This window comes from Pseudomonas sp. Irchel 3A7 (assembly GCF_900187565.1).
Lineage (GTDB): Bacteria > Pseudomonadota > Gammaproteobacteria > Pseudomonadales > Pseudomonadaceae > Aquipseudomonas.
The window spans coordinates 33,322-48,754 of sequence record NZ_FYED01000005.1; the positions used below are offsets into that span (position 1 = coordinate 33,322).

The window sequence follows — 15,433 nt, forward strand, 5'->3', positions numbered from 1 at the left end:
ACAGTAAGGGCGGCGCGGCGGATGGACGCAGGCTGGAGCGACGTGGTGCGGTACATATGTAACGCACTGACCTCGGGCAAGCGGGCCATCCTCGTCGTCTCTCACTCAAGGAACAGAGCGAATGACCCCGACACAGACCCGCCCACTGCCCAACGCAGCCGACAAGGCTGCCCTCAAAAACATCGCCGCGCAGGTGATCAAGGCTTGTCCGAGCCTGCAGGACACCGCACATGAGGTCGCCGCGCAATTACTTGAAAAATACGGAGTCGCCGGCCTCGACCCCGATAAAGTCTATTTTCACCGCTTCAAGACCGCTCAGAACCTGGGGCCGTCGTTCACCGGTTGGCAGCACTATGACGATAAACCCTACGAATCCCTGACCCTGACGCAGCTGGTCATTCACCGCTTTCGCGCGACCGATCAGGACAATTCCGATCTTCTGGACTTGTACGGGGGCTTCTATACCGCAGGACCGGACGAAAGAAACTTCGATGCAACCAATGAAGTGCGCCTGCATGGTAACGAGGTCTTGAAGGACTTCTGGGCCATTAACTTCAGTGACCTTTATCGCAACAAGTTGCAGACGTTCTGGAACGACCATGCCAGTGATTTCCGCACGCTGGCCAAATGCAATTTCCTCGGCAAAGCCGTTGAAGCGCGAGAAAACGGCCATCTGTCTGACGAGGATTTTCAAACCACCCTCAATGCCGTCATCGGCCCGCTGACCTGGCCGGTCAGCCTGGCCATGCTGCAATCCGAGTCGCCCGCAGGCCAGGGGTCGCAGGTGTATCCCCTGGATGTAGACGGCCATGTCGCAACGAACATTCTGCGCATCGTTGACGCCAAGGGCCGTCAAATCCTGTACGTACCGGGTGATAACGAAGCGTTTCATGTGCTGGAAACCACCACCGACATGCACTGGTGGGTCTTGCAAAAAATGAACGAAAAAGCCCCACGCGCACAGTTCCTGGAGCATTTTCCGCTGGCTGACCGACAGCAGATCACCGAGAACATCACCGACCTGATGAATCGGCTGGTCAGCACCTGGGGCCATTCCGACCATCACCTGATCAACCAGAAAAATCAGGCGGTGACGGGGGATGCGTTCGACTGGTTGCGTGACTCGACCCGGACCGCGATGCTCGATGAAGCCGATTTGTCTCTGACGTCCAACGGTGATCTGAGAAAAAAACTGTGGATCGGTTACCTGGGCGCTGGTTTGAAGGTGTTCGGCCCGATGGCCGCCGTCGGCTGGCCAGTGGCATTACCGGTGATCGGCGCCGGCCTGGCCAACATGGGACTGAACATTGATCAGGCGGCAAACGCCAAGACAGCCGCCGAGCGCAAGGAAGGGGTTATCGGGGCGGTCCTCAACGGCATAAATACGCTGTTCAATCTGCCATTTTTGAAAGGTGTCGGCTCAATGGCCGAAGTGGGTGCAGAGGTCGACGCCGCAGAGGCAGCCGAATGGGCTGAATATTTAGAAGATACAGAGGTGTCGGAGGAACCTGCGCCTCAGGAAATCGAGGGAGTATCGCCTCCCGCAGGGGAAACAATTTCCTTGCCCCATGAATCGGGCCAAGTGTCAGAGATTGCGCAAACCTTTCAATCAAATGAGCTACTGGACGGGCTGACACCGGACTTGGAGCCGGGGAAATACCAAGGGATCTACCGGTTAAACTCCGAACCTCCCTACGCCATTCTGATGAATGACACGGCTTATTACGTGCGCTATTTCCCGGACTCACAGGGCGGCGGTTTCTGGGCGATCATCGACCCGGCGAGGCCCAACCAGCTTGTTCACTCATTGCCGGTGCGCTTGAATGCCGAAGGGGTCTGGGAGCGGATGACCCGGCTGGGACTCCAGGGTGGCGGCCAGTGCCTTGGCAAGGAGTGCACAGTGGAACTGGAACTCGGCGGACCTGACCCGTCCCTCGCCGAGCCAACGCCACCGGCCCTTGAACCTGGCCCGCCTGTCACCGAACCTCAGCCCTCGACCTCGACTGACATCGGCCGGGTTAGAACCCCCTACGATGTTGAAGCAGCGCGTCAATCAGGGTTGAAAAAATGGGCAATGCAATTACCCGAGACGCACATTCAACTTCAAATCGGCCCCAATGGCGATCTGATTGCTACCGATCGATATGCCCTGAACTTCGCCGAGAAAGCCACGGCACTTTTAATCTCCGCCGGACGTTTCTACAACAACCTCCCGTGGGCCAACTTGCCGCCGCGTCCGCAACTTCCGGTCGTCACCGCATCAACGACAATCCCGGAGCTGATTGCAAAGGTATTTGAATCCGCACCCGGACTGGTCATCAGCGAAACGCCGGGGCGCATAACCAGCATGCGATTGATGATCGAAAACATGGCCGCTCTGGCGCGACAAGGGGTCAAGACCCTCTATGTGCGCCGACTGCTCAACGACTTCGCACAGGCCGACCTGAACGCCTACTTCAAGTCCGGCGTCATGTCCAAAGACCTGGAACAGTACCTGACCCGGCTCGGTACCGACCCTTCAGGGCAATTCAATGAACTGGAGCTGGTAAAAACCGCCAGGCAAAACGGTATTCGTGTCCAGGCTACCGAGTGTGCCGCGACATACAGGAAGCCGGTTTCGCAGACACGGATTGAAGAGCAAATCAGTACCAACCACCTGACCAACGACATCATGTTCATGGATCAAACCAACAACGGCTCTGGTCAGTGGGTGGTGTTGACCGGCGTTGAAAACACCAACACATTCAGAGGGTTTGCCGGCATCAGTGAGCTGGAGGGCGGCATCGGTTTGCGAATTGAAGAGGTCAATCCCGGACAAGGCGAAAGTATTGGCGTGGATTCGGGCATTGATATAGCAAGAGGCCCCTTCGTCCCGGGTGAAGCGATAGGCGACATCATCGACACCCAGCAAGCCGATCTGCTGCTTCGGATGGAAGCACCGCCGGTCAGCCGTAACGCACAGCAGCTCGATCGGCTGCTTACTCGCCGAGGCATGTATATTTTCGAACGCTCGGAAAACACTTACAGGCTCATTCATCGCAGTCAGAACGAAATGATGGTGCAAACGCCCGTCCAGACCCTGGCCGACGGGCGCTATTACATTGATCGTCCGTCATGGACTTCGGTCAGCGGCGTCCCCTATGCCAGTCTGGAGCAATTATCCAAGGGACTTGAACAGATGGGCATGAGCCTTCAGAGCCGCCTGCCCGGCTGATCTGGTCATGCAGATCCCGCAAAAAAAACCCTGGCCAAGGCCAGGGTTTTCTTATTGTTTCACTGCAACGCAACGAGCAGGATCATTCCCACTCGATCGTCGCCGGCGGCTTGCTCGACACGTCGTAGGTGACGCGGGAGATGCCTTCGATTTCATTGATGATACGGCCGGAAACGGTTTCCAGCAGCTCGTAAGGCAGGTGTGCCCAACGCGCGGTCATGAAGTCGATGGTTTCCACGGCACGCAGCGCCACGACCCAGGCGTAACGACGGCCATCGCCGACCACGCCGACCGATTTCACCGGTTGGAATACCACGAATGCCTGGCTGACCTTGTGGTACCAGTCGGCCTTGCGCAGTTCTTCGATGAAGATGTGGTCGGCGCGACGCAGCAGGTCGGCGTATTCCTTCTTCACTTCACCGAGGATGCGCACGCCCAGGCCCGGACCCGGGAACGGGTGACGGTAGACCATGTCGTACGGCAGGCCCAGTTCCAGGCCCAGACGACGGACTTCGTCCTTGAACAGCTCGCGCAGCGGTTCAACCAGCTTGAGGTTCATTTCCTCAGGCAGGCCGCCCACGTTGTGGTGCGACTTGATCACGTGGGCCTTGCCGCTTTTCGCGCCAGCCGACTCGATCACGTCCGGGTAGATGGTGCCCTGGGCCAGGTACTTGATGTTGTCCAGCTTGCAGGATTCGGCATCGAACACGTCGATGAAAGTACGGCCGATAATCTTGCGCTTCTTCTCCGGGTCGGCTTCGCCGGCCAGATTGTTGAGGAACTGGTCCTCGGCGTTGGCGCGGATCACCTTGACGCCCATGTTCTCGGCGAACATGGCCATCACTTGCTCGCCTTCGTGCAGACGCAGCAGGCCGTTGTCGACGAAGACGCAGGTCAGTTGGTCGCCGATGGCCTTGTGCAACAGCGCGGCAACCACGGAGGAGTCAACACCGCCGGACAGGCCGAGCAGTACGTTGTCGGTGCCGACCTGGGCACGGACCTGGGCGATGGCGTCTTCGGCAATCTTCGACGGGGTCCACAGCGCTGCACAGCCGCAGATGTCGAGGATGAAGCGCGACAGGATGCGACCGCCCTGCTTGGTGTGGGTCACTTCCGGGTGGAACTGCACGCCGTAGTAAGCGCGCTCGTCGCTGAACATGCCGGCGATCGGGCAGCTCGGGGTGCTGGCCAGGATGTGGAAGTCTTCCGGCATCCTGGTGACCTTGTCACCGTGGCTCATCCACACGTCGAGGCCGAACAGGCCGTCAGCGTCGATGTGATCTTCGATGCCGTCCAGCAGGCGGCTCTTGCCGACCACGTCGACACGGGCGTAACCGAACTCACGCAGTTCGGAGCCTTCAACCTTGCCGCCCAATTGCTCGGCCATGGTCTGCATGCCGTAGCAGATACCGAAGACCGGTACGCCCAGGTCCCAGACCGCTTGTGGCGCGCGCGGGCTGTCAGCCACGTGCACGGACTCGGGGCCGCCGGCGAGGATGATCCCCTTCGGTGCGAATTCGCGAATCGCTTCGTCATCCATGTCGAACGGGTGCAGTTCGCAGTACACGCCGATTTCACGCACGCGGCGGGCAATCAGTTGGGTGTACTGGGAACCGAAGTCGAGGATCAGGATGCGGTGAGCGTGAATATCGAGGGCCATGATTCAGTCTCGTCTAAGTCATTCAGTAACAGTCGTGATTCAGAAACAACTCGGGGCTGAATAAAACAGCCCCGGTCGTTAACTTTTTACTTGAAGGCTCAACCTACGCGGTAGTTTGGCGCTTCCTTGGTGATCTGCACGTCGTGGACGTGGGATTCGGCCATGCCGGCGCCGGTGATCCGCACGAACTCAGGCTTGGTGCGCATTTCTTCGATGTTGGCGCTACCGGTGTAGCCCATGGAAGAACGCAGGCCGCCCATCAGTTGATGGATGATGGCGCTCAGGGTGCCCTTGTACGGAACACGCCCTTCGATGCCTTCCGGAACCAGCTTCTCGGCGCCTGCCGAGGAGTCCTGGAAGTAACGGTCGGAGGAACCTTGAGCCTGGGACATGGCACCCAGCGAACCCATGCCGCGGTAAGCCTTATACGAACGGCCCTGGAACAGTTCGATCTCGCCCGGTGCTTCTTCGGTACCGGCGAACATCGAGCCCATCATCACGCAGGAGGCACCGGCCACGATGGCCTTGGACAGGTCACCGGAGAAACGGATGCCGCCGTCGGCAATCAACGGAACGCCTGTGCCTTCAAGGGCAGCGGCGACGTTGGCGATGGCACTGATTTGCGGGACGCCGACACCGGCGACGATACGGGTGGTGCAGATCGAGCCAGGGCCGATACCGACCTTGACGGCGTCAGCGCCGGCTTCGGCCAGGGCCTTGGCGGCAGCGCCGGTGGCGATGTTGCCGCCGATGACCTGCACTTCAGGGAAATTCTCTTTGACCCAGCGAACGCGGTCGATCACGCCTTTGGAGTGACCATGGGCGGTGTCGACCACCACCACGTCAACGCCCGCATTGACCAGGGCAGCGACGCGATCACCGGTGTCTTTACCGGTACCGACGGCAGCGCCGACGCGCAGACGACCTTGATCGTCCTTGCTGGCCAGTGGGTAGGCCTTGGCTTTTTCGATGTCGTTGACGGTCATCATGCCTTTGAGGGCGAACTTGTCGTCGACGATCAGCACGCGTTCGATGCGGTGCTTGTGCAGCAACTCGCGAACGTCGTTCTTGTCGGCGCCTTCCTTGACCGTGACCAGGCGCTCTTTAGGCGTCATCACTTCACGGACACTGGCGTCCAGACGGTTTTCGAAACGCACGTCACGGGAGGTGACGATGCCGACCAGGTCGCCATCGTGCAGCACCGGAACGCCGGAAATGTTGTGCAGGCGGGTCAGTTCGAACAGGTCACGAACCGTGGCATCAGCCTCGATGGTGATCGGGTCCTTGACGACACCGGCTTCGAACTTCTTGACCTTGCGGACTTCGGCAGCCTGCTGCTCGATGGTCATGTTCTTGTGGATAATGCCGATACCACCTTCCTGAGCCATGGCGATTGCCAGACGGGCTTCAGTGACGGTGTCCATTGCGGCGGAAACCAGTGGAATATTCAGCTCGATGCCACGGGTAAGGCGGGTTTTGAGACTGACTTCGTTAGGAAGCACCTCGGAATAACCGGGCACTAGGAGAATGTCGTCGAATGTCAGAGCTTCTTGGCTGATACGCAGCATCGCGGGGGCTCCCGAGCGGGAAAATGGAAGCGCGCCATTATAGTCAGACACCCCCTCGGGTTCAATGTAAAACTCTGTCTATTATCGGCGCAGTGATCGACGGGTGTTTTGAAGAGCATCACTGGCAAGCCAGCTCCCACAGATTCGGTGCGATCCTGTGGGAGCTGGTTTGCCAGCGATAAACGATAACGCGGTCATCCAGCCGTATTACAACTCGACTTTTACCCAGCTCACCGGCTGATCCAGCCAATCGGCAAACTCATCGAGAAATGCCTGCTTGAACCCCGCTTCGGCCCAATTATTGAAGATGAACCCCAAATTGGAGAAGCCGCACTCCTGCAGGAACAGAAAGCCGTTGATGTCATCTTCATGCCCGCATTCGGGGCAGGTGAAGTTGTCGGTGCGCCCCGGCATCCAGTCTTCCAGGCTTTCAAACAGCGCTTCGCCGATTTCCTTGCGACACTCGGCACAGCCCGCTTCGCCCAAAAAACCCTTGGCCGGCGTATAGATGCAGCGCTTGGTGATGATCTCCAGGCCATTGATCGGCTCGCCGAACGGCAGGGCTTCCGGGTGCAGGACCACATCGCGTGCGCCTTCGCCGATGGCGTGGGCCATGCGATTGCCCGTGCGGCCACAAGTGGTCAGCTCTTCCTTGATGATGTTCTTGCGGACAAGCCAACGCACGATCGCCCGCGCCCGGGGCTCGTGCACCGGCAGCGTGGAGATTTTCGGGACGATGATGCTTTGCGAATTCATGGGGTACAGGCCTGAAGCATTGATGAAAGGTCTTGCGCCCGTCCTTCCGGCGTAATCCCTGTGGGAGCGAGCCTGCTCGCGAAAGCGGAGTTCGTATCAACATGGATGTTGAATGTGAAACAGCTTTCGCGAGCAGGCTCGCTCCCACAGTTCAGTACCTTCTGACCGGCATCAGGGCGAGCCCACACCTAGAAGGTATAGGCCCGCCGCCGCTGTTTTTACAGCTCGACAACCACCGCCTGCGACGCGCGGGTGGCCTTGGCCCGGGCAGCGTCGATCGACTCGTCGCGTGCCAGTGCCACACCCATCCGGCGCTGGCCATTGACTTCAGGCTTGCCGAACAGACGCAGCGCGGTATCCGGCTCGCTCAGTGCGGCGCCGAGATTGGCGAAAGCGGTCTGGGTCGACTGCCCTTCCACCAGAATCACCGCCGAGGCCGAAGGACCGAACTGGCGCACCACCGGGATCGGCAGGCCGAGGATCGCCCGTGCATGCAGGGCGAACTGCGACAGGTCCTGGGAAATCATCGTGACCATGCCGGTGTCGTGCGGGCGCGGCGAGACTTCGCTGAACCACACCTGGTCGCCTTTGATGAACAGCTCGACGCCAAACAGGCCACGGCCACCCAGGGCTTCGGTCACGGCTTTGGCCACGCGCTCGGATTCGGCCAGGGCAATCGGGCTCATGGCTTGCGGCTGCCAGGATTCCTGGTAGTCGCCCTTCTCCTGACGGTGGCCGACCGGCGCGAGGAAGGTGGTGCCGCCAACGTGTCGCACGGTCAACAGGGTGATTTCGTAGTCGAAATCGATGAAACCTTCGACGATCACCCGACCTTTACCGGCACGGCCGCCTTCTTGCGCGTAATCCCAGGCCTTTTTCACGTCATCGACGCTGCGCAGCAGGCTCTGGCCTTTGCCCGACGAGCTCATGACCGGTTTGACCACACACGGGAAACCGAGGTCTTCGACGGCCTTGCTGTAGTCCTCGAAGGTGTCGGCGAAGTGGTACGGTGAGGTCGGCAGGTCCAGCTCTTCGGCGGCCAGGCGACGGATGCCTTCGCGGTTCATGGTCAGCTGGGCGGCACGTGCGGTGGGAATTACGGTGAAGCCTTCGGCTTCCAGCTCCACCAGGGTCGAAGTGGCGATGGCTTCGATTTCCGGCACGATGAAGTGCGGCTTCTCGGCTTCGATCACTGCACGCAAGGCTGCGCCATCGAGCATGTTAATCACGTGGCTGCGGTGGGCAACCTGCATGGCCGGCGCATTGGCGTAACGGTCCACGGCAATCACTTCAACGCCCAGGCGTTGCAGTTCGATCACCACTTCCTTGCCCAACTCGCCACAGCCACACATCAATACGCGGGTCGCGGTGGGCGACAATGGAGTTCCGATACGGGTCATCTGAAGGTCCTCAAGGAAGCGGATCATCGAGGAATGCAACGCCGGGCGCGCATCCCATGGGAGAAAGCGCGGCATTTTACATGAACCGCGGGGTTTGGCTTCAGCTGACGAGAGCCTGTTTGCGCAGGCGCCAGGCCATGATCAGCCACACGGCGGTCACGCCGGCGAACTTCGAGCCCAGGGCGGTGAGAATCACACCAGGGGTCAGCGCATCGATCATGCCGAAGAAGATAAAGGTATCGAGCGGAATGCTCAGGGCCGAACTTATCCACAGGCGGTCGTGCAGCGGGCGCTTGGTGATGCTGAACACCAGCCAGTCAATGCACTCGGACACCGCGAACGCCGTGGCGCTGGCCAGGGCGATGGACGGATCGGACGTCACATAGGACAACACCAGCGCCGCCAGCATCGCCGCGATCGCGCCGTGGCCGAAACGGGTTTGCACCATGTCGCGCAGCACAAACACCAGACCGCCCCAGGCTGACCAGATGATGTCCAGGTCCGGGGCGGTGGAAAAGGCGTAGTTGATCAGCACGACGCTGCTGATGTAGGCGATGAGGAAAAACATGGAAGTACCTGTCAATTTGGCGCACAGGGTACTTCATCTTCAGGTCACAAATAACCTGTGGCGAGGGAGCTTGCTCCCGCTGGGCTGCGGAGCAGCCCCAAAAATCTTCCTGAATGCTGTTTGGTTGATCTCAGGGCCGCTTCGCGCCCCAACGGGAGCAAGCTCCCTCGCCACGAAAGCGTCAAACGACTCAGGAATCGGATTTCGAGGGCAACATCCACACCAACCCACTGGATTTGGCCCGCTCATGACACAACTCCAGCACCTTGCGCCGCTCGGCATTGTCCATCCGGCTCCAGCGGGTGATTTCTTCCACTGTGCGCTGGCACCCGGTGCAGATGTCATCGTCGTCCAACGCACAAATATTCACGCAGGGCGATAACACCGGACGTTCTGGCGTAGTCATTGTTCCTGCTCAGCCAAATCGCGGGCATAACGCCGCGAGTTATGCACATAGTGGGCGGCGCTGGCTTCGAGCATTTTCTTCTGCGGCTCGGTCAGTTCGCGCACCACTTTGCCCGGCGAGCCCATGACCAGCGAACCGTCCGGAATCTCCTTGCCTTCGCCGATCAGCGAATTGGCGCCGATGATGCAGTTCTTGCCGATCTTCGCGCCGTTGAGGATCACTGCGTTGATACCGATCAGGCTGTAGTCGCCGACGGTGCAGCCATGCAGCATGGCGTTGTGGCCGATGGTCACGCCGGTACCGATGGTCAGCGGGTAGCCCATGTCGGTGTGCATCACGGTGCCGTCCTGGACGTTGCTGTTCTTGCCGATCAGGATCAACTCGTTGTCGCCGCGCAGCACGGCGTTGAACCAGACGTTGGCGCCCTCTTCCAGCTTGACCTTGCCCACCAGCACGGCGTTGGGTGCGACCCAGCTGTCCGGGTGGGTCTCGACACGGGCGTCGCCCAAGCGGTATTTCATTGTGTTGTCCTCAAGGCGTCACGTGTTCAGGCCATTCGAATGATGGCTTCAGGTATTGATAAAGCTTTTTGGCGGTTGATGCAGGCTGATCTTGGCGTCATAGAGAAGGTTGATCAACTCCACGACCATGATCGCGGTCAATCCCCAGATCTTGTACTCACCATAGCGATAGCTCGGCACGTACCAGCTGCGGCCCTGGTAATCGATGCGATGGGTGTGCTCGCGCGGGTCCTTTCGGAAGAACTCCAGCGGGACGCTGAACACGGCGGCGATTTCAGCATCGTTGGCCCGGTACTCGACGAAATCCGGAATGACGCCAACATAAGGCGTGACTTTGATGCCGTGCAGGGAGATCAGCGGGCTCAGCGGACCGATCACTTCGACCAGACCCGGCGGCAGGCCGATCTCTTCTTCGGCTTCGCGCAGGGCGGTGAAAATCAGGTCCGGGTCTTCGGGGTCACGCCGGCCGCCGGGGAAGGCGACTTCGCCGCCATGGGTCGAGAGCCCGCTGGCACGCAACGTCAGCACCAGTTCCGGCTCGTCACTGCGGGTAATGGGCACCAATACGGCAGCCTCGGGGAAACGTCGGTCAGTCTCCAGCGCGCGCGGGGTGTGGTTACTTACCCGATGCAGTAGCTCGTCCAGCATGAGTGTTCTCGATTTGTGCCTTACCTTGCATCATGCACCAATCGCTTCGGTCGCCCAACCCCCCGGATGGCGGCGTGTCGCGAAACGACAACTTGCCGACAGACACCGCCGCACGCCAAGATAGGCGCAGCATTCAGGAACCCAAGCATGAAATTTTGCAGTCAGTGCGGCAACCCGGTGACCCAACGCATTCCCGAAGGCGATTCGCGCCTGCGTTTTGTCTGTGACAGTTGCCACGCCATTCATTACCAGAACCCCAATATCGTCGCCGGCTGCCTGGCGACCTGGGGCACCAAGGTCCTGCTGTGCCGACGCGCCATCGAGCCTCGGCTCGGTTACTGGACCCTGCCCGCCGGTTTCATGGAAAACGGCGAAACCATCGAACAGGCGGCCATTCGTGAAACCGCCGAGGAAGCCTGCGCCCGGGTGCGCAACCTGAGTATCTATACGCTGATCGATGTGCCGCATATCAGCCAGGTGCACGTGTTCTTCCGCGCCGAACTGGCGGACCTGGACTTTGCCGCCGGCCCCGAGAGCCTCGAAGTGCAATTATTCGACGAAGCGGACATCCCTTGGGACGAGCTGGCTTTCCGCACAGTGGGCCGTACCTTAGAATGCTTCTTCGCTGACCGGCGGACCGAGGTCTACCCCGTACGGTCTGAATCGATCCCGCCGCTTGCTCAGCCTGCCAACTAAAAAACATCTATAAATAAATAGTCGCGACACCTCCTGGGGAATCGTTTCAATGCGCTGGTTGCTTGCCCTGTTCTGTTTGTCGTTCGTTGCGGTGTCCCAGGCGTCTGCCGTGGGATCCCTGGACGGCAAGGTCATCGAGAAAGTCCTGGTTCTCAAGTCTGCCCACCAATTGCAATTGATCAATGACGGCAAGCCGCTCAAGACCTATCGCATTTCCCTGGGCAAGCGCCCCATAGGGCCGAAACTGATGGAGGGCGATAAACGCACGCCGGAAGGTTTCTACTGGCTCGACTGGCGCAAGGTCAGCGACCGCTTCAACCTGGCCATGCATATCTCCTACCCGAACATCAGCGACTCCGCCCGCTCACGACGTGAAGGCGTCGATCCCGGCGGCATGATCATGATCCATGGCACCCCCGACACCGAAGACAACCCTGAGGACCTGTTCCACACCCTGGACTGGACCGACGGCTGCATCGCCATGCGCAACATGGACATGCGCGAAATCTGGAACCTGGTGCCGGACGGCACGATGATCGAAATCCGTCCGTAAACTTTTGTGTGACATGCGAGCTTTTGTGGCGAGGGAGCTTGCTCCCGCCGGGCTGCGAAGCGGTTCCAATTTCTATCTGACACTGCACTCTCTGTTTTTAGGGCCGCTTCGCGCCCCAGCGGGAGCAAGCTCCCTCGCCACAATGATCATCCTCTGACCGCTACCTTCGGTCGGGATCAAAAAAAAATTCAAAAAATCGCAGCCTTCGGCAGCGCCTACAGGGCAGATACCACTTCCACCCGTGGGCGCTGCCGAAGGCTGCGATCTTTGCGTTCAAAATTCCCACCCCTAATACCACTTCAAACCAACCCCCTCCCAAAGCACCTGAACAGGCCGGTTTCTCCACGCCTTAAGCCAGGACACTGCGTTGACATGGTATTCAAGTGGTATTAGGTTTCACCCACAACCGAGCGACAACAATCCTACATCCGCATCGGACCAAACCTACATGAATGACCTACACGCCCTGCGCCCTGACGACACCCAGCCCACGCCGTTGTACCTGCAACTGGCGCGCAACCTGGAAGCGGCGATCCATGCCGGCCAGTGGAAAGCCGAGCAGGCAATGCCGTCGGAACGCAACCTCAGCGAAATGCTGGGCATATCCCGCGTCACCGCACGCAAGGCACTGGAAGTGTTGCTCGAACAGGGCCTGATCCGTCGCAACCAGGGTTCCGGCACGTTCATTACCCCACGCCTGGAACAACCGCTGTCGCGCCTGTCGGGCTTCAGCGAAATGTTGCGCCTCAAGGGGTTTGTTCCCGGTTCGCAATGGCTGGAGCGGGAAATCACCCTGCCGACCCACGAAGAACTGATCCGCCTCGGCCTGTCGCCCAACGACAAGGTGGCGCGCATGAAACGCCTGCGCAAGGCCGACGACACGGTGATGGCCATCGAGATGAGCACCCTGCCCGCCTCGATCATTCCCAAACCGCAGGCAGTGGGCGATTCCCTTTACGAATACCTCGATGGCATTGGCAAACCTGTCGTGCGCGCCTTGCAGCACATACAGGCCATCAACGCCTCGGACGAGTTCGCCGCGCTGGTAGGCATCGCCCCCGGCACCGCCATGTTGCTGATGACCCGGGTCGGCTACCTCGAAGACAACACGCCCATCGAAGTCACCGACACCTATTGCCGCAATGATTACTACGATTTTGTCGCCGAGCTCCGTAGATGAAGAGCTTCGTCGATGAAGCGCTTCCTCGATAGAAAGCCACCTCGCTGATCGATCAACCGAGAACCGATTCATGTCCGAAGACAACATCCTCACCGCCGACGGCTGGGTTCGCGGCCGGCTGGTCCACGAACACGGCAAGGTCGTGTCCATCGAAGGCGTGCCCTGCGATCCGGCGGACAACGACCTGCCCTATCTGCTGCCGGGTTTCATCGACCTGCACGTTCACGGCGGAGGCGGCAAGGACATCATGGAAGGCGCGCCCGCTTTCGAAACCATCACCCGGACCCATGTGCGTTTCGGCACCACCTCGCTGCTGGCCACTACCATGACCGCGCCGAGCGAAGAAATCACCAAGGTGCTCAAAGCCGTCGGTGAGTTCTGTCTGGATCGACCCAAGGGCAGCGCCCGGGTGCTGGGCGTGCACCTCGAAGGCCCCTACATCAATCCCGGCAAACTCGGCGCGCAACCGAACTTCGCCCACACCGCGATGATGGCCGAAGTCGAGCAATACCTGGCCCTGGCGCCGATTCGCGTCATCACCATCGCCCCGGAAATCGCCGGCCACGATGCGCTGATCCGCGCTCTTAGCGCCCGCGGTGTACGCATGCAGATCGGCCATACCCTCGGCAGTTACGAAGAAGGCGTCGCCGCGCTGGAAGCCGGTGCCACCAGTTTCACTCACCTCTACAACGCCATGAGTCCGTTGCATCACCGCGAGCCGGGCATCGTCGGCGCGGCGCTGGCCCACGCCCAATATGCCGAACTGATCCCGGACTTGCTGCACGTGCACCCCGGCGCGATGCGCGTGGCCCTGCGCTCGATCCCGTGCCTGTATTGCGTGACCGACTCGACCGCCGCAGCGGGCATGCCCGACGGCGAATACAAGCTCGGCAGCCACACCGTGACCAAATGCCTGGGCGGCGTGCGCCTGCCCGACGGCACCCTGGCCGGCAGCACCCTGACCATGGATCAGGCCCTGCGCAATCTGGTGAAGATCGGTTTGCCGATCACCGAGGCCTCGCAACGCCTGTCGCAATTTCCCGCCGATTACCTCGGCCTCACCGAGCGCGGGCGCCTGCAAACGGGTGCCTGGGCCGACTGCGTGCGGCTGGATCGCTCACTGAAACTGACCGCCGTCATGGTCGAAGGAGAAGACATTGACTTCAAAAATGCTTGAAGAGGCGCTGTCCTCGTTCGAGGCCGTGCAAGCCCAACTGCAGCAACTCGACTCAGCGATGATCGAGATCGCCGGCCGCCTGCGTCGCCAGCCGCCGCAAGTGGCCATGACCGTGGCCCGTGGCAGTTCCGACCACGCCGCCAGTTATTTCGCCTACCTGACCATGCAGTGGCTGGGCATCCCGGTGGCATCGCTGCCGATGTCGGTGGTGACCATGCAGCAGGCACCGTTGAAAGTCAGCGGTCAGGTGGCGTTCGCCTTTTCGCAATCGGGGCAGAGCCCGGACCTGGTCAACAGCCTGCGCCTGTTGCGCAAACGCGGCGCGCTTAGCATCTCGATGGTCAACGCCGTCGACTCGCCACTGGAGGCCGCCTGTGAATTCAGCCTGCCGCTGCTGGCCGGCACTGAAAGCAGCGTCGCCGCGACCAAGAGTTTCATCGCCACGCTCAGCGCCAGCGCCCGGTTGATCGGTCACTGGAAAGAAGATGCCGAACTGCTCGAAGCCGGCCTCGCCTTGCCCGAAGGCTTGCGCGATGCCGCGCGGCAGGACTGGAGCCCCGCTATCGAGGCCCTGCGCGATTGCCAGCGCTTGATGGTGATCGGCCGTGGCGCCGGTTTCGCCATCGCTCAGGAGGCGGCGCTCAAATTCAAGGAGACCTCGGCGATTCAGGCCGAAGCCTTCAGCAGCGCCGAAGTCCGCCACGGCCCCATGGCGCTGATCGACGAGCACTACCCCTTGCTGATTTTCGCCCCACGCGGTGCCGAACAAGCCGGCCTGCTGAGCCTGGCGGCGGACATGCGTCAGCGCGGTGCACGGGTATTGCTGGCGGCGCCGGATGACGTGAGCGAGCGCGACCTGCCCCTGACCCGCGCCGAACACCCGGCTCTCGATCCGATCCTGGCGATCCAGAGTTTTTATGTGATGGCCGCCGGGCTGGCGGTTGCACGCGGCATGGACCCGGACCAGCCGCGGCACCTGAGCAAAGTGACGCGCACCCATTAAAGGCAACGCCCTGTGGGGCGAGCCTGTTCGCGATGGACGCTAACGATAACGCGGGTTTCCTGAATGAACGCGTTGTTCTCAGG

14 protein-coding genes are annotated in these 15,433 nt (G+C 60.4%); 6 read left to right on the plus strand and 8 right to left on the minus strand.

All coding sequences use genetic code 11. The features are described from left to right. Positions 1-121 precede the first annotated feature (121 nt). Positions 122-3,214: a membrane-targeted effector domain-containing toxin gene (locus CKW21_RS09550; protein WP_095193734.1), complete on the plus strand. Its 3,093-nt coding sequence runs from the start codon at positions 122-124 to the stop codon at positions 3,212-3,214. An 82-nt stretch (positions 3,215-3,296) separates the two neighbouring features. Here the strand turns inward: CKW21_RS09550 and guaA are convergent, their stop codons facing one another. The 8 genes from guaA to CKW21_RS09595 form a co-directional block, all read right to left on the minus strand. Continuing rightward, positions 3,297-4,874 (minus strand): glutamine-hydrolyzing GMP synthase, encoded by a 1,578-nt coding sequence (gene guaA / locus CKW21_RS09555; protein WP_095193735.1) that lies wholly within the window; start codon positions 4,872-4,874, stop codon positions 3,297-3,299. A gap of 98 nt (positions 4,875-4,972) precedes the next feature. Further along, complete coding sequence (gene guaB, locus CKW21_RS09560; protein ID WP_095193736.1) at positions 4,973-6,442, minus strand: IMP dehydrogenase; 1,470 nt, start codon at positions 6,440-6,442, stop codon at positions 4,973-4,975. 207 nt (positions 6,443-6,649) lie between these two features. After that, a complete protein-coding gene (locus tag CKW21_RS09565; RefSeq protein WP_095193737.1) occupies positions 6,650-7,198 on the minus strand; it encodes a sugar ABC transporter ATPase in 549 nt (182 codons plus the stop codon). 218 nt (positions 7,199-7,416) lie between these two features. Then, on the minus strand, positions 7,417-8,598 hold the full coding sequence (gene purT / locus CKW21_RS09570) for a formate-dependent phosphoribosylglycinamide formyltransferase (RefSeq protein ID WP_095193738.1): 1,182 nt from the start codon (positions 8,596-8,598) through the stop codon (positions 7,417-7,419). 100 nt (positions 8,599-8,698) lie between these two features. Next, positions 8,699-9,166 carry a preQ0 transporter gene (locus CKW21_RS09575; protein WP_095193739.1) on the minus strand — a complete coding sequence of 156 codons (468 nt, stop codon included), beginning with the start codon at positions 9,164-9,166 and terminating at the stop codon, positions 8,699-8,701. 190 nt (positions 9,167-9,356) lie between these two features. Next, entirely contained in the window at positions 9,357-9,572 is a 216-nt protein-coding gene (locus CKW21_RS09585) for a DUF1289 domain-containing protein (protein ID WP_095193741.1), read from the minus strand. Then, positions 9,569-10,093, minus strand: coding sequence for a gamma carbonic anhydrase family protein (locus CKW21_RS09590; RefSeq protein WP_095193742.1), 525 nt, complete (start codon positions 10,091-10,093; stop codon positions 9,569-9,571). The genes CKW21_RS09585 and CKW21_RS09590 overlap by 4 nt, the downstream gene beginning before the upstream one ends. A gap of 48 nt (positions 10,094-10,141) precedes the next feature. Further along, a complete protein-coding gene (locus CKW21_RS09595) occupies positions 10,142-10,741 on the minus strand; it encodes a CoA pyrophosphatase (RefSeq protein ID WP_095193743.1) in 600 nt (199 codons plus the stop codon). Positions 10,742-10,888: 147 nt separating this feature from the next. Between CKW21_RS09595 and CKW21_RS09600 the strand changes: the two genes are divergently transcribed. From CKW21_RS09600 to CKW21_RS09620, 5 genes are all read left to right on the plus strand, one after another. Next, on the plus strand, positions 10,889-11,437 hold the full coding sequence (locus CKW21_RS09600) for an NUDIX hydrolase (protein WP_095193744.1): 549 nt from the start codon (positions 10,889-10,891) through the stop codon (positions 11,435-11,437). 49 nt (positions 11,438-11,486) lie between these two features. Beyond that, a complete protein-coding gene (locus tag CKW21_RS09605) occupies positions 11,487-11,990 on the plus strand; it encodes a murein L,D-transpeptidase family protein (RefSeq protein WP_095193745.1) in 504 nt (167 codons plus the stop codon). A 448-nt stretch (positions 11,991-12,438) separates the two neighbouring features. Continuing rightward, positions 12,439-13,170: a GntR family transcriptional regulator gene (locus tag CKW21_RS09610; RefSeq protein WP_095193746.1), complete on the plus strand. Its 732-nt coding sequence runs from the start codon at positions 12,439-12,441 to the stop codon at positions 13,168-13,170. 70 nt (positions 13,171-13,240) lie between these two features. Beyond that, complete coding sequence (nagA, locus tag CKW21_RS09615) at positions 13,241-14,347, plus strand: N-acetylglucosamine-6-phosphate deacetylase (RefSeq protein WP_095193747.1); 1,107 nt, start codon at positions 13,241-13,243, stop codon at positions 14,345-14,347. Then, positions 14,340-15,350, plus strand: a complete 1,011-nt coding sequence (locus tag CKW21_RS09620) for an SIS domain-containing protein (protein WP_371917516.1) — start codon at positions 14,340-14,342, stop codon at positions 15,348-15,350. Before nagA ends, CKW21_RS09620 begins: the two co-directional genes overlap by 8 nt. Positions 15,351-15,433 lie beyond the last annotated feature (83 nt).

Coding starts and splice junctions, on each gene's coding strand:
- CKW21_RS09610 (WP_095193746.1), top strand. CDS start 12,439: ATGAATGACCTACACGCCCTGCGCCCTGACGACACCCAGCCCACGCCG.
- CKW21_RS09600 (WP_095193744.1), top strand. CDS start 10,889: ATGAAATTTTGCAGTCAGTGCGGCAACCCGGTGACCCAACGCATTCCC.
- CKW21_RS09595 (WP_095193743.1), bottom strand. CDS start 10,741: ATGCTGGACGAGCTACTGCATCGGGTAAGTAACCACACCCCGCGCGCG.
- CKW21_RS09585 (WP_095193741.1), bottom strand. CDS start 9,572: ATGACTACGCCAGAACGTCCGGTGTTATCGCCCTGCGTGAATATTTGT.
- purT (WP_095193738.1), bottom strand. CDS start 8,598: ATGACCCGTATCGGAACTCCATTGTCGCCCACCGCGACCCGCGTATTG.
- CKW21_RS09565 (WP_095193737.1), bottom strand. CDS start 7,198: ATGAATTCGCAAAGCATCATCGTCCCGAAAATCTCCACGCTGCCGGTG.
- guaA (WP_095193735.1), bottom strand. CDS start 4,874: ATGGCCCTCGATATTCACGCTCACCGCATCCTGATCCTCGACTTCGGT.
- CKW21_RS09590 (WP_095193742.1), bottom strand. CDS start 10,093: ATGAAATACCGCTTGGGCGACGCCCGTGTCGAGACCCACCCGGACAGC.
- guaB (WP_095193736.1), bottom strand. CDS start 6,442: ATGCTGCGTATCAGCCAAGAAGCTCTGACATTCGACGACATTCTCCTA.
- CKW21_RS09605 (WP_095193745.1), top strand. CDS start 11,487: ATGCGCTGGTTGCTTGCCCTGTTCTGTTTGTCGTTCGTTGCGGTGTCC.
- CKW21_RS09620 (WP_371917516.1), top strand. CDS start 14,340: ATGCTTGAAGAGGCGCTGTCCTCGTTCGAGGCCGTGCAAGCCCAACTG.
- CKW21_RS09575 (WP_095193739.1), bottom strand. CDS start 9,166: ATGTTTTTCCTCATCGCCTACATCAGCAGCGTCGTGCTGATCAACTAC.
- CKW21_RS09550 (WP_095193734.1), top strand. CDS start 122: ATGACCCCGACACAGACCCGCCCACTGCCCAACGCAGCCGACAAGGCT.
- nagA (WP_095193747.1), top strand. CDS start 13,241: ATGTCCGAAGACAACATCCTCACCGCCGACGGCTGGGTTCGCGGCCGG.